Annotated in this window: 22 protein-coding genes and 1 pseudogene; 9 read left to right on the forward strand and 14 right to left on the reverse strand. The window is 74.8% G+C overall.

All coding sequences use genetic code 11. The features are described 5' to 3' along the window. Positions 1-25 precede the first annotated feature (25 nt). Positions 26-1567, forward strand: coding sequence for a long-chain fatty acid--CoA ligase (locus ACH4EB_RS17370; protein ID WP_398348543.1), 1542 nt, complete (start codon positions 26-28; stop codon positions 1565-1567). Here the strand turns inward: ACH4EB_RS17370 and ACH4EB_RS17375 are convergent. The 6 genes from ACH4EB_RS17375 to ACH4EB_RS17400 all read right to left on the reverse strand — a co-directional run bounded on the left by ACH4EB_RS17375 (position 1552) and on the right by ACH4EB_RS17400 (position 8495). Continuing rightward, complete coding sequence (locus tag ACH4EB_RS17375) at positions 1552-2241, reverse strand: ABC transporter ATP-binding protein (protein WP_398348367.1); 690 nt, start codon at positions 2239-2241, stop codon at positions 1552-1554. The genes ACH4EB_RS17370 and ACH4EB_RS17375 overlap by 16 nt on opposite strands. Next, the gene (locus tag ACH4EB_RS17380; protein ID WP_398348544.1) at positions 2234-3196 is read right to left on the reverse strand and encodes an ABC transporter ATP-binding protein; all 963 of its coding nucleotides are present in this window, start codon (positions 3194-3196) and stop codon (positions 2234-2236) included. Before ACH4EB_RS17380 ends, ACH4EB_RS17375 begins: the two co-directional genes overlap by 8 nt. Before the next feature lie 110 nt (positions 3197-3306). Continuing rightward, positions 3307-4293, reverse strand: a complete 987-nt coding sequence (locus ACH4EB_RS17385; protein ID WP_398348368.1) for an ABC transporter permease — start codon at positions 4291-4293, stop codon at positions 3307-3309. After that, a complete protein-coding gene (locus ACH4EB_RS17390) occupies positions 4286-5251 on the reverse strand; it encodes an ABC transporter permease (RefSeq protein ID WP_398348369.1) in 966 nt (321 codons plus the stop codon). The genes ACH4EB_RS17385 and ACH4EB_RS17390 overlap by 8 nt, the downstream gene beginning before the upstream one ends. Positions 5252-5280: 29 nt before the next feature. After that, complete coding sequence (locus ACH4EB_RS17395; protein WP_398348370.1) at positions 5281-6882, reverse strand: ABC transporter substrate-binding protein; 1602 nt, start codon at positions 6880-6882, stop codon at positions 5281-5283. A gap of 230 nt (positions 6883-7112) precedes the next feature. After that, positions 7113-8495, reverse strand: coding sequence for a hypothetical protein (locus ACH4EB_RS17400; protein ID WP_398348371.1), 1383 nt, complete (start codon positions 8493-8495; stop codon positions 7113-7115). 243 nt (positions 8496-8738) lie between these two features. Between ACH4EB_RS17400 and ACH4EB_RS17405 the strand changes: the two genes are divergently transcribed. Continuing rightward, positions 8739-9137, forward strand: coding sequence for a hypothetical protein (locus ACH4EB_RS17405; protein WP_398348372.1), 399 nt, complete (start codon positions 8739-8741; stop codon positions 9135-9137). Between the two features lie 196 nt (positions 9138-9333). Here the strand turns inward: ACH4EB_RS17405 and ACH4EB_RS17410 are convergent, their stop codons facing one another. From ACH4EB_RS17410 to ACH4EB_RS17420, 3 genes are read right to left on the reverse strand one after another with little or no spacing between them, the layout of a single operon-like run. Continuing rightward, on the reverse strand, positions 9334-10497 hold the full coding sequence (locus ACH4EB_RS17410; RefSeq protein WP_398348373.1) for an acyl-CoA dehydrogenase family protein: 1164 nt from the start codon (positions 10495-10497) through the stop codon (positions 9334-9336). After that, on the reverse strand, positions 10494-11708 hold the full coding sequence (locus tag ACH4EB_RS17415) for an acyl-CoA dehydrogenase family protein (RefSeq protein WP_398348374.1): 1215 nt from the start codon (positions 11706-11708) through the stop codon (positions 10494-10496). Before ACH4EB_RS17415 ends, ACH4EB_RS17410 begins: the two co-directional genes overlap by 4 nt. Then, positions 11708-12703: an NADPH:quinone oxidoreductase family protein gene (locus tag ACH4EB_RS17420; protein ID WP_398348375.1), complete on the reverse strand. Its 996-nt coding sequence runs from the start codon at positions 12701-12703 to the stop codon at positions 11708-11710. The genes ACH4EB_RS17415 and ACH4EB_RS17420 overlap by 1 nt, the downstream gene beginning before the upstream one ends. Positions 12704-12890: 187 nt before the next feature. Between ACH4EB_RS17420 and ACH4EB_RS17425 the strand changes: the two are divergent. Continuing rightward, positions 12891-13478, forward strand: a pseudogene (locus tag ACH4EB_RS17425) (helix-turn-helix domain-containing protein); the annotation flags it as partial. Here the strand turns inward: ACH4EB_RS17425 and ACH4EB_RS17430 are convergent. Further along, on the reverse strand, positions 13428-14600 hold the full coding sequence (locus ACH4EB_RS17430; protein ID WP_398348376.1) for a glycosyl hydrolase family 18 protein: 1173 nt from the start codon (positions 14598-14600) through the stop codon (positions 13428-13430). The pseudogene ACH4EB_RS17425 and the gene ACH4EB_RS17430 overlap by 51 nt on opposite strands. A gap of 133 nt (positions 14601-14733) precedes the next feature. Then, on the reverse strand, positions 14734-15618 hold the full coding sequence (locus ACH4EB_RS17435; RefSeq protein WP_398348377.1) for a short-chain dehydrogenase/reductase: 885 nt from the start codon (positions 15616-15618) through the stop codon (positions 14734-14736). Positions 15619-15826: 208 nt separating this feature from the next. On the opposite strand from ACH4EB_RS17435, the gene ACH4EB_RS17440 reads away from it, so the two are divergent. Next, positions 15827-16282 carry an SRPBCC family protein gene (locus ACH4EB_RS17440; RefSeq protein WP_398348378.1) on the forward strand — a complete coding sequence of 152 codons (456 nt, stop codon included), beginning with the start codon at positions 15827-15829 and terminating at the stop codon, positions 16280-16282. A gap of 52 nt (positions 16283-16334) precedes the next feature. Then, on the forward strand, positions 16335-17972 hold the full coding sequence (locus ACH4EB_RS17445) for a phytoene desaturase family protein (protein ID WP_398348379.1): 1638 nt from the start codon (positions 16335-16337) through the stop codon (positions 17970-17972). 4 nt (positions 17973-17976) lie between these two features. Here ACH4EB_RS17445 and ACH4EB_RS17450 read toward each other — a convergent pair whose 3' ends face one another. After that, positions 17977-19104, reverse strand: a complete 1128-nt coding sequence (locus ACH4EB_RS17450; protein ID WP_398348380.1) for a selina-4(15),7(11)-diene synthase — start codon at positions 19102-19104, stop codon at positions 17977-17979. A 387-nt stretch (positions 19105-19491) separates the two neighbouring features. Here ACH4EB_RS17450 and ACH4EB_RS17455 point away from each other — a divergent pair, with 387 nt between their 5' ends. Beyond that, positions 19492-20271 (forward strand): class I SAM-dependent methyltransferase, encoded by a 780-nt coding sequence (locus ACH4EB_RS17455; RefSeq protein WP_398348381.1) that lies wholly within the window; start codon positions 19492-19494, stop codon positions 20269-20271. Positions 20272-20464: 193 nt separating this feature from the next. On the opposite strand, the gene ACH4EB_RS17460 is transcribed toward ACH4EB_RS17455, so the two are convergent. After that, positions 20465-21334, reverse strand: a complete 870-nt coding sequence (locus ACH4EB_RS17460; RefSeq protein WP_398348382.1) for an alpha/beta fold hydrolase — start codon at positions 21332-21334, stop codon at positions 20465-20467. A gap of 102 nt (positions 21335-21436) precedes the next feature. On the opposite strand from ACH4EB_RS17460, the gene ACH4EB_RS17465 reads away from it, so the two are divergent. After that, positions 21437-22045, forward strand: coding sequence for a CGNR zinc finger domain-containing protein (locus ACH4EB_RS17465; RefSeq protein ID WP_398348383.1), 609 nt, complete (start codon positions 21437-21439; stop codon positions 22043-22045). A 136-nt stretch (positions 22046-22181) separates the two neighbouring features. On the opposite strand, the gene ACH4EB_RS17470 is transcribed toward ACH4EB_RS17465, so the two are convergent. Continuing rightward, positions 22182-22694: a hypothetical protein gene (locus ACH4EB_RS17470; protein WP_398348384.1), complete on the reverse strand. Its 513-nt coding sequence runs from the start codon at positions 22692-22694 to the stop codon at positions 22182-22184. 526 nt (positions 22695-23220) lie between these two features. Between ACH4EB_RS17470 and egtA the strand changes: the two genes are divergently transcribed. Both egtA and egtB read left to right on the forward strand, forming a co-directional pair. After that, the gene (gene egtA / locus ACH4EB_RS17475) at positions 23221-24618 is read left to right on the forward strand and encodes an ergothioneine biosynthesis glutamate--cysteine ligase EgtA (RefSeq protein WP_398348385.1); all 1398 of its coding nucleotides are present in this window, start codon (positions 23221-23223) and stop codon (positions 24616-24618) included. Further along, positions 24615-25946 carry an ergothioneine biosynthesis protein EgtB gene (gene egtB, locus ACH4EB_RS17480; protein WP_398348386.1) on the forward strand — a complete coding sequence of 444 codons (1332 nt, stop codon included), beginning with the start codon at positions 24615-24617 and terminating at the stop codon, positions 25944-25946. The genes egtA and egtB overlap by 4 nt, the downstream gene beginning before the upstream one ends. Positions 25947-26004 lie beyond the last annotated feature (58 nt).

Raw genomic sequence — 26004 nt, forward strand, 5'->3', positions numbered from 1 at the left:
GGACACCGGACAGGGGCAGCAGCACATGTATGACGAAGGCATCGGCGCCTGGGCCGCGCGGCGGGCGCGGCGCACACCGCACCGCACGGCGCTGGTCCACGACGACGGGCGGCGCCTGAGCTACGCCGGTCTGTACGAACACGCCACCCACATCGCCCACGCCCTGCGGCAGCACGGTGTGCGCAAGGGCGACCGGGTCGGCTTCCTCGGCCCCAACCGGCCCGAGTTCCTCACGTCCCTGTTCGCCGCCGGCCTGCTGGGCGCGGTGTTCGTCCCGTTCAGCGTACGGCTCACCGCTCCCGAGCTGACCTACCAACTGACGGACTGCGGCGCCCGGGTACTGCTGCGCTGCGGCCCCTCCCCCGGCGCTCCGGCAGACGTCGGCGGCGTACCCGTCGTCGAGCCGACGCCCCTGCGTGAGCCCCGCCCGGCGGACCACGCGACCCCCTCGGCCGGGCCGGCCGACGAGCCCCTGGCGGCCGACGAGCCCGTGGCGGCCGACGACCCCTGCCTCATCCTCTACACCTCCGGCACCACCGGCCACCCCAAAGGCGCCGTACTCACCCACGCCAACCTCACGTGGAACGCCGTCAACGTCCTGATCGACGAGGACCTGACGGCCGATGAGGTCGCCCTGGTCGCCGCGCCGCTCCACCACGCCGCGGCGCTGGGCATGCAGGCCCTGCCGGTGCTGCTGAAGGGCGGCACCTGCGTACTGATGGAGACCTTCGACGCGGGCGCGGCGCTCGATGCCGTCGAGCGACACCGCGTCACCTCCCTCTTCGGCGTCCCCACGATGTACCGCCGGATCGCCGCCCACCCCCGCTGGCCGCATGCCGATCTGTCGTCCCTGCGCACGCTGGTGTGCGGCGGCGCGCCGGTGCCCGAGGACCTGCCGGCCGTGTACGAACAGCGGGGGATCACGCTGCGCCAGGGGTACGGCCTGACGGAGGCGGCGCCGGGCGTCCTGCTGACGCACCCGGGGCACACCGGCGGCGGGCCGGGATTCGCCGGTGTGCCGCACCTGTTCACCGACGTGCGCGTCGTGCCCCCCGACGCGGGCGGCCCCACCGGGACGGGCCCCGCCTCCGGCCCCGGTGAAACCGGCGAACTCCTCGTCCGCGGCCCGCATGTCATGACCGGCTACTGGAACCGGCCGCGCGAGAGCGCGGCAGCCCTCTCGGACGGCTGGCTGCGCACGGGCGACGCCGCGCGCATCGACGCCGACGGCGGAGTGACCATCATCGACCGCATCAAAGAAGTGATCATCTCGGGCGGTGAGAACATCTACCCGGCCGAGGTCGAACACGCGCTGCTGGCCCACCCGGGCGTCGCCGAGTGCGCCGTGATCCCGGTGCCCGACCCCGAATGGGGCGAAGTGGGCCGCGCGGTCCTGGTGGCGGCGCCGGGCGCGGTCCTCGACCCGGCCGAGGTCCTCGCCTCCCTCAACGGCCGCCTGGCCCGCTACAAGATCCCCCGCTCCGCCGTGCTCGCACCGGACCTCCCCCGCTCCGGCACGGGCAAGACCGCACGCCGGCACATCAAGGCCCGCTACGGCTCAGCCTGACCGGCCGTCCCCGCGGCCCCGTCCCCCAACTCCTCCCACCCCACCGTCCGGTCGCACCACCGCTCCAGCAGGGCGCGGTCATGGCCGACCGCCAGCAGTCCGGCGCCCGACGCGCGACGGTAGTCCTCCACGACGGTCACCAGCGCGGCTGTCGTGGAGGCGTCGAGCATGGCGGTCATCTCGTCACAGATGAGCCAGCGGGGGCGGAGGATCAGGGCGCGGGCCAGGCAGGCGCGTTGGAGCTGGCCGTCGCTGACCTCGTGGGGGCGCCGGGCCAGCAGGTCGGGGCCCAGGCCGACGGTGGGGGCCAGTTCGGCCAGCCGGCCGGGGGCCTCGGTGCGGCGGCCGGTGGCTCGCAGGGGCTCGGTGATCAGGTCGGCGAGGCGCAGTCGGGGGTCGGCGGACAGACGGGGCTGCTGGAAGACGACGCCGTACGCGGTGCGCTGGGCGCGGGTGGCCCGGTGGCGGTAGCCGCCGACGGGCTCGCCGTCGAGGACGACGGTGCCGGAGTCCGGGCGGTGCAGGAGTGCGGCCACCCGGGCCAGTGTCGACTTGCCGCAGCCGCTGGGGCCGAGCAGGCCCACGGCCGTACCGGCCTCGATGCGCAGGCAGACATCGCGTACGACGGGCCGGGCGCGGTCGTACCCCGCGGTGATCGAGCGGAGTTCAAGCACCGGCTGCCCCCTCGGGTGCGGCCTGGGGGCCGGCGGCCGCGGCGGCCTCCCGTGGGTGATGGCAGGCGGTGCCGTCGGTGAGTGCGGGCGCGGTGGTCGTGCAGAGGTCCGTGTCCCGGTCGCAGCGGGCGGCGAAGGCGCAGCCCGGCGGGAGGTCCCCCAGTTCCGGCGGCATGCCGGGGATGGGGGTGAAGGCGCGGTCGGGGAGGGCGTCGAGCAGGCCGCGGGCGTAGGGGTGCCGCGGTCCGGGAGAGCCGAAGAAGTCCGTCGCGTCGGCGAGTTCCACGATCCGGCCCGCGTACATGACGGCCACCCGGTCGGCGATGCGTTCGGCCGCCGCCAGGTCGTGGGTGATCATCAGCAGGGCCCGTCCGGTGCCTCGGATGTCGTCCGGCGCGTCGATGTGGCGGCGCAGTTCGTCGACCGTACGGTCCACCAGGTCGCGGTCCAGGCCGGTCGTCGGTTCGTCGGCGAGGAGCAGCGGGGCGTCGCCGACCAGCGCGAGGGCGGTCGCGGCGCGCTGCGCGAGGCCGCCGGAGAGTTCGTGCGGGTGCCGGTCGAGGTGGCCGACGGGAAAGGCGGCGCGTTCGGCGGCGCGCTCGGCGGCGGCCCGCAGGGCGCGCTTGGGGGTGTCCGTGAGCTCGCGGACGGTCTCTTCGAGCTGTGACCGTACGGTGCGTACGGGGGTGAGGTGGGCGGCGGGGCTCTGGGGAACCAGGCCGATGCGGCGGCCGCGTACCGAGCGGGACAGTTCGCGTTCGGAGGCGGTGAGGAGTTCGACGCCGTCGAGGTGTGCGGTGCCGGCGGTCTGCGCGTTGCCGGGGAGGAGGCCGAGCAGCGCGGAGGCCAGAACGGACTTGCCGCAGCCGCTCTCGCCGACGAGCGCGAGGCACTGGCCGGGCGCGAGGTCGAAGGACGCGTCGGTGACGGCGGCGACGTGCCGTCCGCCGCGCATCCGGAAGCGTACGGACAGGCCCTGTACGGAGAGGACGGGGGCCGGGGCCCGGGTGGCCGGCACGGGCGGTGCCGCCGCCGTGGACGGCGGGGACGGTGCGGGCGGCGGGGTCACAGCATCAGCTCCGATCGGCGGCGCGGGTTGATGCGTTCGCGCCAGGCACCGGCCAGGCCCGCGACGGCGAGCGTCGGGACGATGATGAACAGGCCGGGGAAGAGGGTCGGCCACCAGTCGCCCGCCAGCAGCGAGCTGCGCGCGCTGTTGACCATGTTGCCGAGGCTCGCCTCGTGGGCGGGCAGTCCGAGGCCCAGGAAGGACAGCGCGGACTCGTGCCAGATGGCGTGCGGGACCATCAGCACGGCGGCGAGCCCGGCCTGCGGCAGCACGCCCGGCAGCAGGTGGCGGACGGCGACCCGCAGCCGTGACGCGCCGCCGGAGACGGCCGCGTCGATGTACGGGCGGGAGCGGAGGGAGAGCACCTCGGCCCGCACGATCCGGGCGGTGGACAGCCAGTGGGTCAGCGCCACCGAGATGATCACGGGCCAGACGCCGGGCCGGAACATCGCCACGATGAAGATGCCGAGCAGCAGGTGCGGCACGGAGGAGAACAGGTCCACCACGCGCATCACGCCGCGGTCCGCCCAGCCGCCGAGCGCCCCGGCCAGGGCGCCGACCGCGGTGCCGATGACGGTGGCGGCGAGCGCCGCGACCACGCCGACGAGCAGCGAGACGCGCAGCCCGTACACGCAGCGCAGCAGCAGGTCGCGGCCCACCTCGTCGGTGCCGAAGGGATGGGCGGGGGAAGGCGCCCGGAGTTTGGCGGCGAGGTCGACGGCCTGCCGGTCCAGCGGGACCAGGAGGGGCACGACGACGACGGCGAGGATGATGACCGCCACCAGGACGGCGGAGGTGCGGACGCGGAAAGTGCGGGTGCCGCGGCCGCCGTGCCGCGCGGGGCGCTGGTGCCAGCCGGTCCGGCCACCCGCGTCCGGGCCCCCGGCGGGTCCGGCGCCCCCGGGGGCCGCCCCGGTGCGCCCGGAAGCCCGGTCGGCCCCGGGAGCCCCCGTCGTCCGTGGTGTCTTCACCGTCTCAGCCATCGAATCCCACCCTCGGATCGGCGAGTCCGTACAACAGGTCGGAGAGCAGGTTGCCGATCAGTACGGCAATCGTGGCGAGCACCGTGAGCGCGGTCAGCAGCGGGAAGTCCACGCTCGTCGCCGCGTCGACGGTGGCGGCGGCGATGCCCGGCCAACTGAAGACGGACTCCACCAGCAGCGCCCCGGTGATCAGTTCCGGTACCCGGGAGCCGACCAGGGTGAGGACCGGCAGCAGCCCGGAGCGCAGGGCGTGCTGGAACAGGACGGTGCGCTCGCTCAGGCCGCGCGCCCGCGCGCCGCGCACCGGATCCTCCTCCAGGGCGTCGCCGACGCCCTGCCGTACGTACAGCACGAACCACGGGAGCTGCGAGACGGCGAGCACCAGCGCCGGGAGGACGACGTGCCGGGCGACCTGCCCGGCCGTGGCGACCTCGCTGCCGGTGTCGGTCAGCCCGCCGGCCGGCAGCACGCCGAGCCGGAGCGCGAACAGCCAGACGGCCAGCAGCCCGAGCCAGAACGGCGGGGCGGCCTCCAGGGTGTACGCGGCGGAGGTGACGGCGCGGTCGAGCAGCGAGCCGGGCCGCCGGGCCGCCAGCACGCCCAGCAGCGTGCCCGCCAGGATCGCGAGCACGAACGCCAGGGCGCACAGCAGCACCGACCAGCCGATCCGTTCGCCGATGACCTGCGAGACGGGCGCGCGCAGCGTGGCGGAGTCGCCGAGGTCACCGGTGAGCGCGCCGGTCAGCCAGTGCCACCAGCGGCCGAGCAGCGGCTGGTCGACACCGAGGTTGTGCCGGATCTGGTCCAGGTTCTCCTGGGAGGCGGTGAGCCCGGCGGTGCCCGCGTACGCCCGGACGGGGTCGAAGGGCGCGGCGGCCGCGACGGCGAACACGCCGAGGGTGACGGCGAGCAGGACGGGCACGGCGAACAGGGCCCGCCGTCCCGTCATCCGCGCCATCGGCCCCCAGGGAAGCGGTGCGCGGCGGCTCACTTGGCGGGCTGCCAGTCCTCTACGTTCCACCACGGGCCGGAGGCCAGGCCGTGGTCGTGCGGCTCGACCTGGGTGGTGAGGTCCTTCCACCGGTCCTTGACCACGTAGAGGTGGTCGATGTGGGTGAGGAAGATGTACGCCGGGTCGTCGGCGAGTTCGCGCTGCACGGTGTCGTAGCCGGCCTTGCGCGCGGCCTTGTCGTCGGTGCGGCGGGCGTCCACCAGCGCCTTGTCGACCTCGGGGTTGTCGTAGCGCGACATGTTGTTGAAACCGTCGCCGGCGAGCGAGGAGTGCAGCAGCAGGTACTGGTCGAAGTCGGGGTCGGCGGGGCTGCCGCCGCCGGCGAGGACCGCGTCGGTCTTCATGTTCGGCTCGATGGCCTCCCAGGGGCCGGACTCGACCTTCACCTCGATGCCGGCCTTCTTGGCGTCGGAGGCGAAGGCGAGCGCGTGCTCCTGGCGCAGCTTGTCGCCGGCGAGGTACCAGAGCTTGAAGGAGGCCGGCTGTCCGTCCTTGGCGCGGATGCCGCCGTCGCCCTTCTTCCAGCCGGCGTCGTCGAGGATCCGCTCGGCCTTCTTCAGGTCGTGGGTGCGCTCGGTGCCCTTGGCGAACCAGGGGCTGTCGGTCGGTACGGGTCCGTAGGCGGGCTTGCCGGCGCCGTCGAGGATGCCGTCGACCATGGCCTTGCGGTCCACCGCGACGTCCAGGGCGCGGCGTACGGCCGGGTCCCCGGTGACCTTGTTGGCGGTGGGGAGGGTGACGTTGCGGTAGTCGAAGGTCTTGGCCGACAGGGTCTTCTTGTCCTGGTCGGACTTGAAGGTGGCGGCGAGGTTGGGCGGCAGGATGGCGCCGTCGAGGTCGCCGGAGCGCAGCCGGGTGGCGCGGACGTCGTCGTCCTTGATGATCGCCATGGTGAAGTTCTTCACCTTGGGCGCGCCGCCCCAGTAGTGCGGGTTGGCCTTGAAGGAGAGCTTCTCGCCCTTGGACCAGTTGGTGAGGATGTAGGGGCCGGTGCCGACCGGGTGCGTGGTGAAGGACCCGGTGTTCACGTCCTGCTTGCCCGCGATGTGCCGGGGGGCGATCGGCAGGACGGTGCGCTCGGCGAACGGCGCGTACGGGTACTTGAGGTGGAAGACGACGGTGCGGGCGTCCTTCTTCTCGACCTTCTCCAGGGCGTCCAGCTCGGCCTTGGAAGCGTTGTTGGTCTTCTCGTCGAGGATGGTCTCGTAGGTGAAGACCACGTCGTCGGCGGTGAAGGGCTTGCCGTCGCTGAAGGTGACGCCGTCGCGCAGCGTGTAGGTCCAGGTCTTGCCGTCGTCGGAGACCTCGGGCAGCTTCGCGGCCAGCGCGGGCTTCAGCTCCATGTCCGCGTCGTGGGTGAGCAGCCCGTCGAAGATCTTGGAGTTGCCGTCCTTGCCGTAGCCGAGCAGCGGGCTCAGTGTCTCCGGTTCGTAGGCGATGCCGACCACGGCGGAGTCCTCGGCACCGGCCGTGCCGCCGCCCTTGCCGCCGGTGGGCGTCGAGCAGGCCGCCACCCCGAACGCCATGGTTCCCGCCAGTGCCGCGGCGGCCGCTGAGCGTATCGACCGGGACGTCATGCCCACTCCCCTACTGAAGACCGTATGTTGTTGCAAAGTGCAGGCAATTAAACAACATGAGAGAGCGCGGGAGGAAAGGCGGCCCCGGCTCCCCGCGTATGCCGCGCCGCTTCGGGCGCGAAACGGGTGCGGGCAGCCGAAGCCGACAGGGCCGATGCCCGCGCCCCGGCCGGGCGCCCGCGTCCCGGGCCCATGCTCTCAGCCGGTGACCGTGCCCCGCCCCGGCGCCGTCACCAGTCCCCGCCGCCGAAGCCCCCGCCGCCGTCGAAGCCCCCGCCGCCGTCTCCGCCGAAGCCGCCGGAGAAGTCGTCCGGGTTGAAGTCCGCGCCGGAGACGTCACCGCCCTCGGCCCCCTGCTGGCCGCCGAAGTCGGAGGCGTAGGCGGACGGGCTCATCAGGACGCTGCCGAGCATGGTTCCCACGAGGAGGCCCGGCAGCATGCCGCCGCCGAAGTAGCCGCCCGCCCAGGGGCCGTACGCGGGCCCCGCGTCCCAGTACGGACGCTGCCCGTACTCGGTCTGCACCGTGCGGGCCATCGGCTCCTGACCGTCCTCCAGGCGCGCCCGGTCGGCGGCGCAGACCGGGACCGTGCGCGGCGCCGCGCCGTTCGGCGCCCACTCAGCGTCCGCGACGGACGGCCCGTGCCGCGGGTCGAAGAAGCACGGCACCCGGCGTTCCGGCAGCGGCTCGCCCGCGCGCCGCGCGGCCAGGGTGGCCAGCGCGAACCGGCCGTCCTCCAGGGCCTTGGTGACCTGCTCGACGTCGCCGGGGCGCTCGGCGCGGCCCATCGCCGTCTTGGCGTTCTCGTACGCGTCCAGCGCGTGGCTGTAGTCGGCGCGCATCGCGTCGTCGGCGCCGGGCTCGCCGGGGCTGAAGTCGAGCCGGTCCAGTTCCTCGCCGAAGGCGGTGATGTCCTCGTCCACCACGACGCGGAGCTGTTCCAGCGCGGCCCGTTCCTCCTCGGCCCGCTGCTTCTTGTTGCGGCGGTGCAGCGCGTAGGCGCCACCGCCGCCGACCACCGCCAGCGCTCCCAGGCCGACGAGCGCGCCGGTGCTGACACCGGCGCCGTCGCCGCCCCAGGAGGCGGGCTCGTGGCCGGACGCCTGCCGGGTCGCGGTGTCCACGAAGCTGTTCAGGCGCTCCTTGGTGGTGCCGTAGCCGGAGCGCTGGACCGCGCCGACGAGGTTGCGTACGGAGTTGTACGACATCACCCGGCTGTCGGCGGCGGCGTTGAACCGGTCGCCGAGTTCGACGGCGTAGACGCCGCTGACGCCGGTCTTGGTCCGCAGGTCCTTGAGGAGCGTGCCGGGCCGGTACTCGGCGGCCTCGGGCAGCACCGCGACGAAGACCGGCTTCCCGGAGTCCTTGATCTTCTTGGCGAGGGCGTCCGCGTCGGCGGACGACAGCTCGCCGGACGCCCGCGGGTCCACGTACACCGGGCCCTTCTTCAGGGCGTCCGCCGCCTCGTCGAGCCCGTCGGCGGCCCGCGCGCCGGGCGCCACGGCGGTGAGCACCGCCAGGAGGACGGCGGCCAGCAGGAACGCCGGGCCGGCCTGCGGGCGCCGGCCGGGCGCCGTCCCGGAGGCCGCGGGGCGACGGGGTGCGATCTTCATGAGTACGACGCTACCCGAACCGCACTTTCCAGTCATAACGGTTGCGTAACGGGCCGGGGCGTGCTCCCGGCATCCGCGTACCGGGGCACCGCCCCGCGCGGACCGCGGACACAGTGTCGTACAGCCGCGGCGCCCCGTCCGCTCCGAGACCCCCGGTGAGGTGGCCGTCGCCCCGGCACCGGTGACGATCTCGCCGCGCGGGGAGGCTTCGCCCGACCACCCCCCGACACCACGGAGGTCATCATGCGCACGGCGAAGGCCAAGGGCATGGCCGTCGGAGCCGCCACCGCCGCCGCGGCGACCGCCCTCGCGGTCGGCCCGGCCACCGCCCCGTCCGCCGCCGGCCCGGCCGTGAAGGTCACGACCCCGGCCGCCGGCTCCAGCGCGAAAGTGGCGGGGAGCCTCCTCGTCCAGTGGTCGAACACGACCGGCAAGGAGGTGGACGTCTGGCTGAGCGCCCGCACGCCGTCCGGAGGGCACGACCGGCTGTCGCTGGTGGCGCCCAAGGCGGGCGGCAAGAGCGCCGGGGAGGCCCTGGCGACGCTGCCCACGGTGCCGCCGGGCACCGCGTACACGATCGAGGTGACGACCCAGGACGGCACGGAGAGCGACGTCAGCGGCCCCCTGAGCCTCCTCGGGTAGACGGCCGCCCGCGTGCGGCCGGGTGCCGACGGATGGGCGGGGGAAGGCCGGGGCGGGGCCACGACGGCGCCTCGGGCAGACGCAGGGGTGCCACCGGGCGGGGCCCGGCCAGCCGCCACGGCCGCGCACGACGGCACCCCGTACGGACCGGTACGAACCGGCCTGTACGGGGCGGGGAACCCGGGCGCCGACGCGGCTACGGAGCCGGGATGTCCACCAGCTCCGCGAGTGCCGCGCGGTGCCGGCCCGGCGTGCCCAGGGCGATCTCGTCGCTCTTGGCGCGCTTGAGGAACAGGTGCGCGGGGTGCTCCCAGGTCATGCCGATGCCACCGTGCAACTGGATGCACTCCTCGGCCGCGCGCACCGCGACGGGCGCGCAGTACGCCTGCGCGACCGCCACCGCCACCCGCGCGTCCGGGCTTCCCGTGGCCAGCGCGTCGGCGGCGTTGCGGGCCGCCGCACGGGCCGAGGCGACCTCCAGCCAGAGCGCGGCCATCCGGTGCTTCAGCGCCTGGAACGAGCCGACGGGGCGGCCGAACTGGGTGCGCTGTGCGGTGTATCCGACCGTTTCGGCCAGGCACCATTCGGCGATGCCGAGCTGTTCGGAGGCGAGCAGCCCCGCCCCCGCCAGCAGTGCCCCGGCCACCGCCGCACGGGCCGTGTCCTGCCCGGCCAGCAGCCGCCCGGCGGCCCGGTCGAAGGTGATCCGGGCCGGGACGCGGGTCAGGTCGAGCGGGGTGGCGCGCTCGGTCCGGACGCCGTCGGCCGTCCCGTCCACGGCGTACAGTGCGTATCCCTGCGGGCCGTCGGCCGGCACGAGCAGCACGTCCGCCGCGGCGGCGTCCGCGACGCCGGTCACCACGCCGCTCAGCGCGCCGTCCGCGTCGGCCCGCACGGCCGGCTCCGGCAGCGCGCCGGGAGCCGTCGGCAGGGGCACGGCGAGCACACCGACGCTCCGCCCTGCGGCGAGCGCGGCGAGCGGCGCGGCCACTTCCGGGCGGTCCGTCGCGCAGCCGAGCAGCGCCGTCACGGCCAGTACCGCGCTGGTCAGGTACGGCACGGGAGCCACCGAGCGGCCCAGTTCCTCCAGGACGACGGCGGCCTCCCGGGCGCTCGCGCCCTGCCCGCCGAGCTTCTCCGGGACCAGCAGCCCGGCCGTGCCCATGTCCGTGGCCAGCGAGCGCCACAGCCCGGTGTCGTGCGTCCGGCCGCTCTCCAGGTCCGCGAGGACGGCGACCGGGCCGCCGCGGTCGCCGAGCAGCGAGCGGACGGCGGCGCGCAGGTCGTCCTCGGGCTCGGAGTAGAGGAGATCGGGGGCGGCGGCGGGCTGTGCGGGGGCCGGTTCGGTGGGAGCGGTCATCGGGGGAGGTCCTTCCAGGCGACGTCCTTGTCGGTACGCGGCTCGGGCGGCAGCCCCAGGACGCGTTCGGCGACGATGTTCAGCAGCACCTCGGAGGTGCCGCCCTCGATGGAGTTGCCCTTGGCCCGCAGGTAGCGATAACCGGCCTGGCGTCCGGTGAAGTCCACGCCCTCGGGGCGGCGCAGCGTCCAGTCGTCGTATTCCAGTCCGTCCTCGCCCAGGAACTCCACCTCCCAGCCACTGATCTGCTGGGCCAGCCGGGCGAACGCCAGCTTCATGCCGCTGCCTTCCGGGCCCGGCGCGCCCTTGGCGAGCTGCTGGCGCAGCCGCTCCCCCGTCAGGCGGGCCACCTCGGCGTCCACCCACAGGCCGAGCAGCCGCTGGTGGAGGTCGTGGGTGCGCGCCTCGGGGCGCTCGCGCCAGGCCTGCGCGGCGACGCCGATCATGCCGCCCTCGCGCGGCAGGCGGGCGCCGCCGATCGCCACCCGCTCGTTCATCAGGGTGGTGCGGGCGACCTGCCAGCCGTCCCCCACCTCGCCGAGGCGGTGCGCGTCGGGAATCCGCACGCCCGTCAGGAAGACCTCGTTGAACTCGGCCTCGCCGGTGATCTGCCGCAGCGGCCGTACGTCGACGCCGGGGGCGGTCATGTCGCACACGAAATAGGTGATGCCGCGGTGCTTGGGCAGCCCGGGGTCCGTACGGGCGATGAGGATCGCCCAGCGGGCCTGGTGGGCGCTGGACGTCCAGACCTTCTGGCCGTCCACCACCCAGTCGGTGCCGTTCCCGTCGCGTACGGCACGGGTGGCGAGCGCGGCCAGGTCCGACCCGGCGCCGGGCTCGCTGAACAACTGGCACCACACCTCTTCGCCGGTCCACAGCGGCCGCAGGAAGCGCTTCTTCTGCTCGTCCGTGCCGAAGCGGAGGATGGTGGGGGCGGCCATGCCCAGGCCGATGCCGATGCGGCGCGGGTCGTTGTCCGGCGCGCCCGCCGCCTCCAACTCGGCGTCCACGACGGCTTGCCACGCGCGCGGCGCGTCGAGCCCGCCGAGGCCCCGGGGGAAGTGCACCCAGGCCAGCCCGGCGTCGAAGCGGGCCCGCAGGAAGTCGAGCGGGTCGGTACGGGCCGGCGGGTGGGCTTCGAGCAGGGCGGCGGCGCGGCGGCGCAGCCCGTCGGCGTCGAGGTTTCCGGCGTCCGTGGTCACTTCGGTCATCACGCGTCCTCCAGGCCGGGCACGACGACGAGGCGGCCGGTGGTGGTGCCGTCGAAGACCCGCTGCACCGCCTCGGCCGCGCCGGACAGCGGTACGCGGCCGCCGATCAGCGGCCGGATGACGCCCTGAGCGGCCAGCTTGGACAGTTCCTCGTGACAGGCGTCGACCGCGGCCGGGTCCTTGGTGTTGTACAGGCCCCAGTGCAGGCCGAGGATCGTGTAGTTCTTCACGAGCGCGTGGTTGAGGCCGGGGGCCGGCACGGCCCCGCTGGCGAATCCGACGACCACGATCCGGCCCTCGAAGGCCACGCACTTGACGGACTTGGCGTACGCGTCGCCGCCCACCGGGTCGTAGACCACGTCCGCGCCCCGGCCGCCGGTGGCCTCCTTGACGGCGGCCACGAGGTCGTCGGTGCGCCGGTCCAGCACCACGTCGCAGCCCAGTTCGCGGGCGACGGCCGCCTTGCCGGAGCCGCCCACCACCCCGATGACCCGTGCCCCCGCGGCCTTGCCGAGCTGTACGGCGGCGCTGCCGACCCCGCCCGCCGCGGCGTGCACGAGCAGCGTCTCGCCGGGCTGGAGGCGGGCCCGGCGGTGCAGGCCGAACCAGCCGGTCTGGTAGCCGATGTGCAGCGCGGCGGCCTCCGCGTCGTCCAGGGCGTCCGGGGCGGGGCGGACCGTCGCCGCGTCCACCACGGCCAGGTCGGCGAAGCCACCGTCCGGCACGGGGGGTTGGGCCAGCACCCGGGCGCCCGTCCCGGCGGGCGCCCCCTCGCCTGCGGCGAGCACCTCGCCGCAGATCTCCACACCCGGTGTGAAGGGGAACGGCGGACGTACCTGGTACTGCCCGCGGCACAGCAGCGCGTCGGGGAAGTTGACGTTGGCGGCCCGCACCCTCAGCAGCAACTGTCCCGGCCCGGGCCGCGGGTCCGGCACTTCTTCCAGCCGCATCACCTCGCGAGGCTCGCCGTTCTCGTGTACGCGCCATGCCTTCACTGGTGCCTCCACAGACCTCGGGTACGCCGGGAGCGCGGGATGCCGGACCCCGCGACCCTCGGCATACTAAGCGGTCGGTATCCCTGAGGGAACAGCCGATCGCCCACGGCCCGGTACCAGCCGGCCGCCCGCAGCCTGACACCGACAGGGCCAGGCACACCACGCCCCGGTGGACGACACTGGCCGCATGGATACACCCGCCGAGTCGGGAAACTTCCTCCAGACCCGCCGCGCCCGCCTCCAGCCGGAGGACGTCGGTCTGGTCTCCACGGCGCCCGGCGCCGCGTACCGGGCCTGCGCCGCGAGGAGCCGGCACACACGGCGGGCGTCAGCGTCGCGTACTACACGCCTCGAACAGGGTCAGAGCCACAACGCCTCGGACGGCGTCCTCGACGCGCCCGCCCGCGCCCTGTGACGGTCCCCGGACCGCGAGGCGGAGAGCCGGCGGGCCGTCGCCGCGCTGCGCATGGCGGCCGGACAGCACCCGGACGACCAGCAGCTCGCCGAGCTGATCGGTGAACTGGTCGTGCAAAACGCGGAGTTCATTGCGCTCTGGTCGCGGCACGTGGTCAGTCGCTGCGGCTTCGGCGTCAAGAGCTTCCACCACCCGCTGGTGGGCGCCACGGAGCTGGACTTCGAGATGCTGCACGCACCGGACGGCTCCGGGCAGGTCTTGCTGACGTTCACCGCGCGGGCCGGCAGCCCGTCCGGGGCCGCGCTGCGGCTACTCGCCGCGCAGCGCGTTCCAGAACCGCGGGTCCTCGAACCCGAGCGCCCACAGCCCGGTGTTCCGTACGCCGTACTTCCTCAGCAGCGGCAGGTGCGCGGCGACACCGCGCGCGTCCTGGTACCAGACGTGGTGCACGGCCCGGCCCTCCTTGTACGTGAAGTGGGGCGTACCGGACTTGGTGTCGAAGCGGTAGGCGACGCCCTTGCGGCGGCGCAGCGCCTCCGCCTCCTTCCAGGTCAGATGCTTGGCGCGGGCCTTGACGCCCTGGGTCCAGTCCCAGCCGTAACCGGGGAAGGCCACTTCGAGCTTGTCGCGCGGCACGGTGCGGGTGGCGTACCGCAGGAACTCCTCGTACCAGGCGAGCGAGGACAGCGGGCCCGGGGAGCCCTCGGCCCAGTGCAGGTCGTAGCCCATGATCCGGACGCGGTCGGCGGCCTTGCCGAGGCGCGCGTAGTCGTACGCCTTGCCGGAGGTGCCGGTGCGGGCCATGACCGTGATGACACAGCTCTTGCCCTTGGCGTGCAGCTTGGCGCACAGTTCGTCGGCGAACCGGGCGTAGCCGGTGCGCACCCGCTCCCGTGTCCGGGCGGTCCCGGTGGTCGCCATCTTCTCGTAGTCGAGGTCGATGCCGTCGTACGCGCGGGAGGCCACCAGCCGCAGGAGGGCCGCGACGTGCGCGCCGCGGCGGGCCCGGTCGTGCAGCAGGGCGGCCATCGCGGTGGCGTCCATGGACTCGTTGACGGTCGGCACCACCTTGACACCGGCCTGGTGCAGGCCCGCGATGATCCGCCGGTCCCCGGCGCCCGGCTGGCTCTTGATGGTGGTGGCGGAGGCGGCCCGGTACCAGAACGGGCTGACGGTGTGCAGGTGCGCGGCGTGCTGGAGGGCGTCGCGGTAGGCGCCCTGGGTGTCGCCCCAATAGGGCAGCCACGCGGAGGCCGTACGGCCGGAGCCCGCGGAGGGGGCCTTGGCGCCCGGCTCCTCGGCGTCGTCGTCGAAGCCGCTGTCGGCAGGGGCGGGCGGCGCGGTGGCGGGGGCCCGGTGCGCGACCACGGTGCCCCTGTGGTCCTGGGCCGCGGCGCCGGGGGTCAGGACGGCCGCGATCCCGGCCGCCGTCAACAGGAACACGAGCCCGAGCCGCGCCCGGGGAGCCGATGCTTGGTCCATGCCCCGAGCTTGTCCCGGGTGCGGCACGCCCGCCGCGCCGGTTGCGCCGAACGGCCGCTGTGACACGCCCGGCGGCGGGCCGGGCGCTCCCCCTTCGCCGTACGCGGACGGTCCGGAGCCGTACCCGAACGCCTCAGCGGTGGGAGTCACCGGCGGCCTCCGCCGCCCGGCCGCCCGCCCCGAGCAGGCCGGTCGCCGTCAGGTCGGCGCGTCCGGCCAGGCGCAGGAACGCGCGGCGGGAGCCCTCGGCCACGATCCCCGGCAGGACGGCGCGCGCCACCTGGCCCGCACGCAGCCACGGCTGTGCGTAGACCGTGGCGGCCCGCCGTTCGACGCCCCGGACCATACGGTCGGCCACCGGCCCGGCGTCGTAGGTCTTCGACGCGGGCCACGGCAGGTGGGCGCGCAGCTCCCGCATCGCCGTCCGGCGGTCGGCGGCCCGGACCATGTCGGTGTCCGCCCAGCTCAGGTAGGCGGTGCCGACCCCCACCCCGCGGTGGGCCAGCTCGGCGCGCAGCACCTGCGCGAACGTCTCCGCACCGGACTTCGAGGCGCAGTACGCGGACAGCATCGGCGCCGGTCCGATGGCCGCCAGGGAGGCGACCTGGAGGAAGTAGCCCCGGGTGCGCAGGAGCGCGGGCAGGAAGGCGCGGGCGGTCACCGCGCTGCCGATCAGATTCACCTCGACGACGCGGCGCCAGACGGCCGGGTCGGTGTCGAGGAAGGGGCCGCCCGCCACCACCCCGGCGTTGGCGACGACGACGGACGGCGGGCCGAAGCGGCGTTCCACGAGCGCGGCGGCGCGGTCCATCGCGTCCTGGTCGGTGACGTCCACCGGCCAGTGGGCGGCGTGCCCCGGCAGTCCGGCCGCGACCCGCTCCAACTCGTCCTCCTCCAGGCCGAGCAGCGCCACGTCGGCTCCCCGCCGTACGAGTGAACACGCCATGTGCGCGCCCAGGCCGCGTGCGGCGCCGGTGACCACGGCGGTGCGTCCGCGCAGGGGTAGGTCGCGGCTCATGTCGGTCCTCCACGGTCCGTGTGCGGTGCCCGGGCGGTACGGAAACGGCCCGTCCAACGTAACGCCGCGGCGGCGGCACGACCCGGCGCACCGGGCCGGTGTGGCCGGCGCCTTCGCGGGCACCCATACGAGTCCCGGGGCCGGAGCGAAGGGACCGGCCCGGGCCGGCCGCGCGCCGGCGACCGGTTCCCCCGACGTTGGAGGCCGCATGGCGGCAAGACATCAGTTGATCAAGAGACATCCCGACGCGGTGTGGGCGGTGCTCGCCGACGGCCGCCGGTATCAGGACTGGGTGGTCGGTCCTTACCGGTCGCAGCCGTGTGAGGGCGACTGGCCGGAGCTGGGGGCGGCACTCTCCTACAGCGTGCGCCTGGGCCCGTGGACGCTCTCCGGCCGGACCGTCGTCCGACGCTGCGAAGCCCCACGGGAACTGGAGCTGGAGGTGGACAGCGGCGCGCTGGGCACCGCGCGGATCGCGATCGAGATCCGCCCCTGGGGCGACCACAGCCTGGTCATCGTGGACGAACACCCCCTACAGGGGCCCGGCGGAGTGCTGCACAACACCGTCCTGGACGCGCTGTTCCAGATCAGGCACCGCAGCATGCTGAGCCGGCTCGCCAAGGTCGTGGAGAGCTGCCCGCGGCAGCCGAGCGAGGCGGTCTGATGGCGCAGTACACGGGCATCCGGGCCCCGGGCCCGGACGGGAGGGAGCGGCGATGCCGGACGCGGTGGTGATCGGCGCCGGCCCGAACGGGCTGGTGGCCGCCAATCTGCTGGCCGACGCGGGCTGGAGCGTGGAGGTGCTGGAGGCGCAGCCCGAGGCGGGCGGCGCGGTCCGCAGCGACCGCGGCGTCCACCCCGACTTCGTCAGCGACCTGTGCAGCTCCTTCTATCCGCTGGCCGCCGCCTCGCCCGTACTCGCCGCGCTCCGCCTCGACGACCACGGGCTGCGGTGGAGCCACGCGCCCCGGGTCCTCGCGCATCCGCTGGCCGACGGCCGGTGCGCGGTGCTGGAACGCCGGCGGCCGGCCACCGCCGACGGACTGGACCGCTTCGCCTCCGGCGACGGCGACGCCTGGCAGCGGCTCTGCGCGATCTGGGACCGGGTGGGGCCCGACATCCTGAGCGCCCTGTTCACACCGTTCCCACCGGTACGGGCCACGGCCCGGCTAGCCGCCCGGCTGCACAGCGCGGGCGGCCTGCGGCTGGCCCGCACGTTCGTGCTGCCCGTACGGCGCCTGGGCGAGGAGGAGTTCGGCGGCGAGGGCGGCCGGCTGCTGCTCGCGGGCAACGCCCTGCACGCCGACCTGGCACCGGAGGCCGCGGGCAGCGGGGGCTTCGGGTGGCTGATGACCATGCTCGGCCAGTCGTACGGCTTTCCCGTGCCGGTCGGCGGCGCGGGCGCGCTGACCACGGCCCTGGTACGACGGCTGGAGGCGCGCGGCGGTGTGCTGCGCTGCGGCGAGCGCGTGACCGAGGTCGTCGTACGGGCGGGCCGCGCCGTGGCGGTGCGTACCGCGGGCGGCGAGTCGGTGCCGGCGGGCCGCGCCGTACTGGCCGACGTCTCCGTACCGTCCCTCTACGGCGACCTGGTCGACAGCCGCCATCTGCCCACCCGGCTGCTGGCGGACCTGCGCCGCTTCGAGTGGGACTTCGCGACGTTCAAGGTCGACTGGGCGCTGGACGGCCCGGTGCCGTGGACCGCCCGGGAGGCGGCGACGGCCGGCACCGTGCACCTGGCCGACGGCGTCGACGAACTGACACGGTTCGCCGCGCAGCTCGCGGCGGGCCGGGTACCCGACCGGCCGTTCGCCCTCTTCGGGCAGATGACCACCTCCGACGCCACCCGGTCACCGGCCGGCACCGAGTCGGCCTGGGCGTACACCCACGTACCGCACGACATCCGTGCGGACGCCGGGGGCGCCGGCATCACCGGCACCTGGAGCCGCGGCGAGCGGGAGGCGATGGCGGACCGGCTGGAGGAGCAGGTGGAGCGGTACGCGCCGGGCTTCCGGACCCGTGTCCGAGCCCGCCGCATCCTCGCGCCGCCCACGCTCCAGGCGCTCGACGCCAATCTGCACGGCGGCGCCATCAACGGCGGTACGACCGCCATGCACCAGCAGCTCGTCTTCCGCCCGGTGCCGGGCACCGGCCGCCCGGAGACGCCGGTCAAGGGCCTCTTCCTGGCCTCGGCCGGGGCGCATCCGGGCGGCGGCGTGCACGGCGCGCCCGGCGCCAACGCGGCGCGCGCCGCGCTGCGCAGGCGGTCGCCGAGCGGCGCGCTCACCCGTCTCCAGCGGTCGCTGACCGCCCGCAACCGGCTGGGCGAGCGTCCGGACGACCCGGCGGAGTGACCGGTCAGCCGGCGGGCTGCGCCGCCCACGCGTGCGTGCGCGCCCCGCCGTCCGCTGCTGCTTCGTGCGCTTGGGCGTGGGGAGCCGGGACTAGTCCCCACCACCAGGAGATGACGGGGATGCCCAGCGGCACGTGGCTGTCGTCGGTGGGCGTGGAGCGCAGCGCCGAGGGCAGCCGGGCCGGGTCGTCCGGGGTGGTGTAGCGCAGGGAGGTGATGCCCCAGTCCTGGGACCCGCGGATGAACGTACCCAGATTGTGCAGGTACTGGCGCAGTTGCGGGCTGGCCTGCTGTGCCAGGTGCGCGCGCAGGCGCATGAACAGCGTCAGCACCCGGTCCCGCTGGGCTATCGCCGTGGTCAGGGCCTCGTCCTGGGATATGCCGTACTCGTTCTGCAGGACGCGCAGCACGTTGAGGTAGTAGCCCGGACCCCGGCTCTCCTTGTGGTGGGAGAAGATGTCGTTGTCCCAGGTGATGATGAAGGAGGCCATCTCGGCCGCGGCGCGCACGGACGTGTGCTCGCGCTCGTGCGGCTGGAGTTCGTAGCCGTGCCCCATCTCCAGCATCGGCAGGACGACCGAGGTCGCCCCGTCGTACAGGCGCATCAGGGTGTAGTCGGGCAGGCTCGGCACGGCGCCCGAGCGCCGGTAGGACGCCTCCCACACCACGGAGAAGAAGTACTCGCGCAGGGCGTCGATCCAGCGGGCGGCCTGCCCCGCGGTGCCGTGGCGGGAGACGCGGTGGCGGAGGTCGCGAAGGCCCTCGGCGAGGCTGTCGCCGGGCAGGACGGGGGCCTCGGGATTCTGCGCGACCCGCAGCAGCCGGTGCAGCACGCCGGTCAGCGCGCCCGGGTCGTGGCCGAGGTCGCTCTCCTCGCAGTAGCCGTCGTCGACGCCGAAGAGCCAGAGGACGAAGTCGGCGAGGAGGGAGACGACCTCCTCGCGGCCGTCGGGCAGGATGCGGGCGGCGAAGCCGCCGATCCCGTGGGTGACCAGGCGTCCGCGCAGCTCGTCGGAGCCTATGGAAAAACGATTCGCCCAAGCGGTCGTCCGGGCTTCGATCTCCCTGTGCCGGGGGTGACGGGCGGGCGGGATGGGCGAGTAGGTCGGCGGAACGGTCAGCTCGGGTCCCACTCCTGACCACCTCTCAGCAGCGTCATGGCACATTCGGTCGGGCAGGGAAACAGACATGCCGGTCTTTGATTGATCAACTATGGCGCATGGTACGCACCTCGGCCCCCTGATCCAATAGCCTCCTCGTGCCCGTGACAAGTTTCGGAGGGGTACCGTCCGTTTTCTTCGCCACTGTCCGGACGCCGGTGTGCCGCACCACCGGCGAGCGGCAGGATGCCGGTACGCCCGGGTATTCCGGGCTCCCTGACAGGGCGTCGGCCACCGGCCGGGGAAAGGATGTGTGACCATGCCGCACTCCACCGCCTTCGACGACGCCGAACGCCGCGCCTGGGCCGGCCGGGCAGCGGCGTAGGCGTACGAAGCTACGCCGCGCTCTGCGCCCATCCGGTGCCCGCGCTGCTCGACGCGGCGGGCGTGTGTCACGGCCTGCGCGTGCTCGACGCCGGGACCGGCCCCGGCACGACGGCCCGCGCCGCCGGCGCGCGGGGCGCCGCGGTGACGGCCGTGGACACCGACCCCGGCATGGCCGCCCGCGTGTCCTCGGCCGTCCCGGACGCGGACGTGTGCGTCGCCGCCCTGCCCCGGCTGCCCTTCGGCGACGGCCGGTTCGGCGCCGTGCTGGGCAATTTCGTGCTCAATCACGTCGGAAACCCCCGCGCGGCACTCGCCGAACTGCGCCGGGCCGCACGCCCGGGCGCCCGGATCGCGCTCTCCATCTGGGCGGCCCCACCGGCACCCGGCCAGGCCCTGCTGGGGCGCGCGATCCACGCCGCGGGCGTCACGCGCCCGGCCCATCCGCCCCTGCTTGCCCCCGCTTGCCCCTGCTTGCCCCTGCTTGCCCCCGCTTGCCCCTGCTTGCCCCTGCTTGCCCCTGGGGGCGACTTCCCCCGTACCGAAAAGGGCTTCGCCCGCCTGCTGCGCGACGCCGGACTCGCGGACGTCCGCTGCGCGACGCTCACCTGGGAACACCGGGCCACCGCCGACGCGTGGTGGAGCGGGCCCGCCGCCGGGGTGGCGTCGGCCGGCCAGGTCGTGGTGGGCCGACCGCCCGCGACCATCGCGGAGATGAGGCGCCGGTACGACGCGCGGTGCGCGGAGTTCGCGGGGCCGGACGGGGTGCTGGCCCTGCCGCACGCCGCGCTGCCGGCCGGGGGGGGGCGGGCGTGAGGCTGGGGCGGGCGGTGAGCCGCGGCGCGTGGGGCGAACGGCGGGCCGCAGCGGGTGGAGCGGGCGGTGGGCTACGGCACGTGGGGTTGGGCGGTGAGCCGCGGCGCGTGGGCCCGCTCCCCGCATGTGGGCAGCCCGGGATCTTCGGGCCCGGCCCGACCCCACGAACGGCCGCTCCGCGAGTGCCGGCCCGTCAGGTGGGTTTCGGCAGGAAGTCGCGCAGGTGGGCGAGCAGCGCTTCGGGCGCCTCCTCCGCGATGAAGTGACCGCAGTCGGCGATCTCCGCACCGGTCACCTGCTCCGGGCTGGCGGCGTAGTCCCGCCAGATGTCCAGCGTCGGCAACCGCGCGGGCAGGCCGACCGACCCCCACAGGGCCAGTACGGGCACGGTCAGCAGCCGCCCCGCCGCGAAGTCGGCGTCGTCCAGCGCGGTGTCGGCCTCCGTGGCCCGATAGTCGTCGAAGCCCGCGCGCAGCGCGCCAGGGCGGGAGAACGCCGCCACGTACGCGTCCACGGCCTCCTCGGACAGCGCGTGCCGGTTGTACGTCCACCGCTCGAAGAAGTACTCCAGATAACCGCGGACGTCCGGGCCGACCAGCCGTTCCGGCAGGTCGGGCTGGAGGTGGAAGAACCAGTGCCAGTACCCGGCGGCGATCGTGGCGTCCATCCGGCGGAGCATCTCGCGCGTCGGCACGATGTCCAGGAGGGCGATCCGCTCCACCTGCTCGGGCCGGTCCAGGGCCCAGCGGTGGGCCACCCGCGCGCCTCGGTCGTGCCCGACGACGGCAACCCGTTCAAAGCCCAGCGACTCGACGAGACCTGCCATGTCGGCGGCCATCCGCCGCTTGTCGTAGCCGGTCGTGGGCTTGTCGCTGCGGCCGTAGCCGCGCAGGTCGGGCGCGACGACGGTGTGGTCACGGGCCAGTTCGCCGAGGACCGGCCACCAGCACCGGGAGGTCTGCGGCCAGCCGTGCAGCAGCACCACCAGCGGGCCGGAGCCCGCCCGGGTGTAGTGCAGCCGTAAGCCGTCCACCTGGGCCACGCCCGTGGTCGTACCGTCCACCGTCCGTTCCCTTCCACGCCGTTCACGAGCCGTCTCCGGGCAGGACCGCTGTACGGCCCGCGCCGGTACCAACCCTCTCAGGGGGTTAGTACGCTGGCAAGCATGTCGAGCGAGGACGCGTGGCTCCGGTACGGCGGGCGGATATGCCTGGACTTCGTCAACACCCTGCGGGACCGGCAGCGCACCCCGCGCGAGACCCTGCTCGTACCGAGTGACCTGCGGCGATGGCTGGAGTGGGCCGGGCTGTCCGTACCGGCCCGTCCGGCGTCGGAGGACGCCGAGGCGCTCGCCCTGGCGCGAGGGCTGCGGGACGCGGTGGACCGGGCGGTGCTCGCGGCGGCGGGCGGCTCGCTCCCTGCCCCGGCCGACCTGAGTCTCCTCAACAGGACGGCAGCGGCTCTCCCACCCCCCGCGCCTCAACTGGACGTGGTGGGCGGCAAGCTCGTGATGTCGATGGCGGCCGCCCCGGCACCCGCCGACCTGGCCGCGAGCCTCGCTCCGGTCGCCCAGGACGCGGTGACGCTGCTGCCGTCGCCCGACGTGCTACGGGTACGCGTCTGCGGCGCGGACGGCTGTGCCCTGCGCTTCGTCGACCGTTCGCCCGCGCACAACCGCCGTTGGTGCTCCATGGAACGGTGCGGCAACCGCGTGAAAGCCCGCCGCCACCAGGCACGGACGGGGCGTTCACCCCGGCGGGACGGCGGTGGGTGACGGCGCGGGCTCCCGTGGTGGCCCGCACCGGACTGCGACGAACGCGGCGCCCAGGCGGCCCGGCGCGCCCGGTTCGCGGGGTGAAGGGGCGGGGTGTAGACGGGATGAGCAGCTCCGCCCCGCCCACCGGCATGCGTCAGGTGCGGCCCTCGCGCTCCTGGGCGTCCCTCAGGTCGGCGGAGGGGGCCGCCCAGCGGGCCCGTACGACCGGATAGCCCGCTTGCTCGCAGGCGGCGCAGACCAGTTCGTCGTCGTCGACGACGTGGCGCACCTCGCGGCCGCCCGCCAGGCGGCGCAGCAGTTCCAGCTTGGTGTACCGGGCGGGGCGCCGGTCCTCGTTCGGCCGCATGTACAGCCGTCCCTCGGGCAGGGCGTGCCGGGAGAGCCAGGCCAGCGTGTCGCGGCGGCAGCGTTCGGGGCGGCCGGTCAGGTAGACGATCTCGCACTCCCCGGCGCTCTCCCGGGCCAGTGCCACGCCGGGCGCCAGCGGCGGGTCGTCCGGTGCCGCGGCGAAGAAGCCCTTCCAGTCGCGCGGCCGGCGCTCCAGGAAGTGCTGGCGGTGTCCGGTGTCGGCGAGGGTGCCGTCCAGGTCGAAGACCGCCAGGGGCCGGGCCGCCTTGCCACGGCCGCCGCTTCCCGAACCTGTCATCGCGTGCTCCCGTCCCCTCGTCCTGCCCCCTCGCCCCTCGTCCCGTGGGTGCCCGACCGCCGTCGCTGTGGGCGGCGTTGCCCGGGGGCGGCGTTGCCCGGGGGCGGCGTTGCCCGGGGGCGGCCCCGAGGATCGTACGTGAGCCCGTCCGGCGCCGTACGGCACCGAGCGCCGGGCCACGACGCGCCCCGACACCGCATGGGCGCGCACGGACGACCCCACGCGGCCCGGAACGGCGGTCCGGGCCGTCCGGCCCGGGCGCGTCCGGCGCCCCCTTCACCTACCCTTCCACCAAATTCGCACAAAGAAACGAACCCTCCGTATCGCGGGCACCACCGGAAAATCCCAGGCAGGAACGGGTGCACCGGCACCGGGCCCGCGTCACCCCCGGCCGGTGCCCTCGCGCGCCGGCACCGGGGCGACGAGAATGTGCCCTTGAGCGCACCGCCCGCACCCGCTTAGGTGGGGGGCGGCAATTCCGCAGTCGGACGGCGCCCCCGTCCCGATTCCGAAGGAGTTGGAGCCCATGCCCGCACGGCCGGCGGTCACGGAGGCGGAGCTGGAGGCCCACCTGCGTGGCATCTGCTTCAAGACCGGACCACCCCGCCGCATCGGCGTCGAGATCGAGTGGCTCGTCCACGACGCCCGCAACCCCCGATGTCCCGTCGCCCCCGCACGACACCGCGAAGCGGCCGCCGCACTGCGCGCCCTCCCCCTGCGCTCGGCCCTCACCTTCGAACCCGGCGGACAGCTAGAGCTCAGCTCGCTGCCCGCCACCTCCCTCACCGCGTGCATCGAGGCCGTCTCGGCCGACCTGGCCCTGGTACGCCCCGCGGTGCGGGAGCTGGGCCTCGGCATGGCGGGCCACGGCCACAACCCCTGGCACCCCCCACGGCGGGTACTCACCGAACCCCGCTACGACGCCATGGAGGCGTACTTCGACCGCTGGGGCCACGCGGGCAGATCCATGATGTGCGGCACCGCGTCCGTGCAGGTCTGCCTGGACGCCGGGCACGAGGAGCCCGGCCCACTGGGGATCGGCCGCCGCTGGCGGCTGGCCCATCTGCTGGGCGCGGTACTGGTCGCCGCCTTCGCCAACTCGCCCGTCAGCGAGGGCTGCCCGACCGGCTACCGCTCCACCCGCCAGGTGGTGTGGTCCCAGATGGACCCGGCCCGCACCCTCGCCCCGCCCGACGGCCCGGACCCGCGGGCCGCCTGGGCCGACTACGTCCTGGACGCGCCCGTGATGTGCGTCCGCAGCGACGACGGCCCGTGGGACGCGCCCGAAGGGCTGACCTTCCGCGACTGGGTCCGTACGGGCACACCGCGCCCGCCCACCGAGGAGGACCTCGACTACCACGTCACCACGCTCTTCCCGCCCGTGCGGCCGCGCGGGCACCTGGAGCTGCGCATGATCGACGCGCAGCCGGGGGACGGCGGCTGGATCGTGCCGCTGGCCGTCACGGCCGCGCTCTTCGACGACCCGGAGGCCGCCGAGAGCGCATACCGCGTGGTCAAGCCCCTCGCCGAGACGGCCGGTTCGCGACCGGCCCCGCGCAACCCGCTGTGGCGGCACGCCACCCGGGGCGCCCTGACCGACCCGGAGCTGCGGGCCGCCGCGCTGGCCTGCTTCACCATCGCGCAGGAGGCGCTGCCCCGGCTGGGCGCCCCGGCCGCGGTGACCGACGCGGTCGCCCGGTTCACCGAACGCTATGTGGCCCGGGGCCGCTGCCCGGCGGACGACCTGCTCGACGGGGCCTACGCGGCGGAGTTCGCGACGGCCGGGACGGCGGTCACCGCGTCCCCTGAACCCGCCGACGGATCACCGCCGGAAGCCGCGCCACCCGGCGGCACGGCGCGTACGGCACCCATCGCGGACGGCGCGTACGAGAACCAGCTCACTCCCGGGAAGGACAGCCTGTGACCCACGCTCCCGAGTCCCGCGACCCCGAGTCGCTCCGGGAACGCGCGGCGCGCGCCCTGCTCGCCGCGCGTGACCGGACCCGCCTGCTGACCACCTGCGTCGACGACCGTGACCTCACCGCCCAGCACTCCCCGCTGATGTCGCCGCTGGTCTGGGACCTGGCGCACATCGGCAACCAGGAGGAGCAGTGGCTGCTGCGCGCGGTCGGCAAGCGGGACGCGCTGCGCCCGGACATCGACTCCGTGTACGACGCCTTCGAGCACCCGCGTGCCGAGCGCCCGTCCCTGCCCCTGCTGCCGCCCGCCGAAGCACACGGCTACGTGGCGGACGTACGCAGCCGGGTCCTGGACGTGCTGGAGCGCAGCCCGCTGCGCGGCGAACCGCTGCTCGACTCCGGCTTCGCGTTCGGCATGATCGCGCAGCACGAGCAGCAGCACGACGAGACCATGCTCATCACGCACCAACTGCGGCACGGCCCGGCCGCGCTCACGGCCCCCGAACCGCCGGTGACCTCCGGCGACAGCCTGCCCGCCGATGTCCTCGTACCGGCCGGCCCGTTCACGATGGGCACCTCCACCGAGCCATGGGCCCTGGACAACGAACGCCCCGCCCACCGGCGCCTCCTGCCGTCCTTCCACATCGACACCACCCCGGTGAGCAACGGCGCGTACCTCGACTTCATCGAGGACGGCGGCTACGACGAACCGCACTGGTGGACCGCCGAGGGCTGGGACCACGTACGCGGACACCGCCTGCACGCGCCGCTGTTCTGGCGGCGCGAGGGCGGGCAGTGGCTGCGGCGCCGCTTCGGCGTCACCGAGCCGGTGCCGCCGGACGAACCGGTCCTGCACGTGAGCTGGTACGAGGCCGACGCGTACGCGCGGTGGGCGGGCCGGCGGCTGCCCACCGAGGAGGAGTGGGAGAAGGCCGCCCGGCACGACCCGGCCGGCGGCCGCTCCCGGCGCTACCCGTGGGGCGACGAGGACCCCGGCCCCACCCACGCCAACCTGGGCCAACGCCACCTGCGCCCCGCTCCGGTCGGCAGCTATCCGGACGGCCGGTCCCCCCTCGGCGTACGCCAACTGATCGGCGACGTCTGGGAGTGGACGTCGAGCGACTTCCTCCCGTACCCCGGCTTCGCCGCGTTCCCGTACCGCGAGTACTCGGAGGTCTTCTTCGGCGGGCCGTACAAGGTGCTGCGCGGCGGCTCCTTCGCCGTCGACCCGGTCGCCTGCCGCGGCACCTTCCGCAACTGGGACCTGCCGGTACGGCGCCAGATCTTCGCCGGCTTCCGCACCGCCCGCGACGCGGACCCGGCGGGCGCATGAGGGCCCCGACTCCTCCACCGCCCCCGACAGCGCGACCCATCACCTCCTGGAGGCGACC

The sequence above is a fragment of the Streptomyces sp. NPDC018045 genome, assembly GCF_044327445.1.
Taxonomy (GTDB): Bacteria; Actinomycetota; Actinomycetes; order Streptomycetales; family Streptomycetaceae; genus Streptomyces.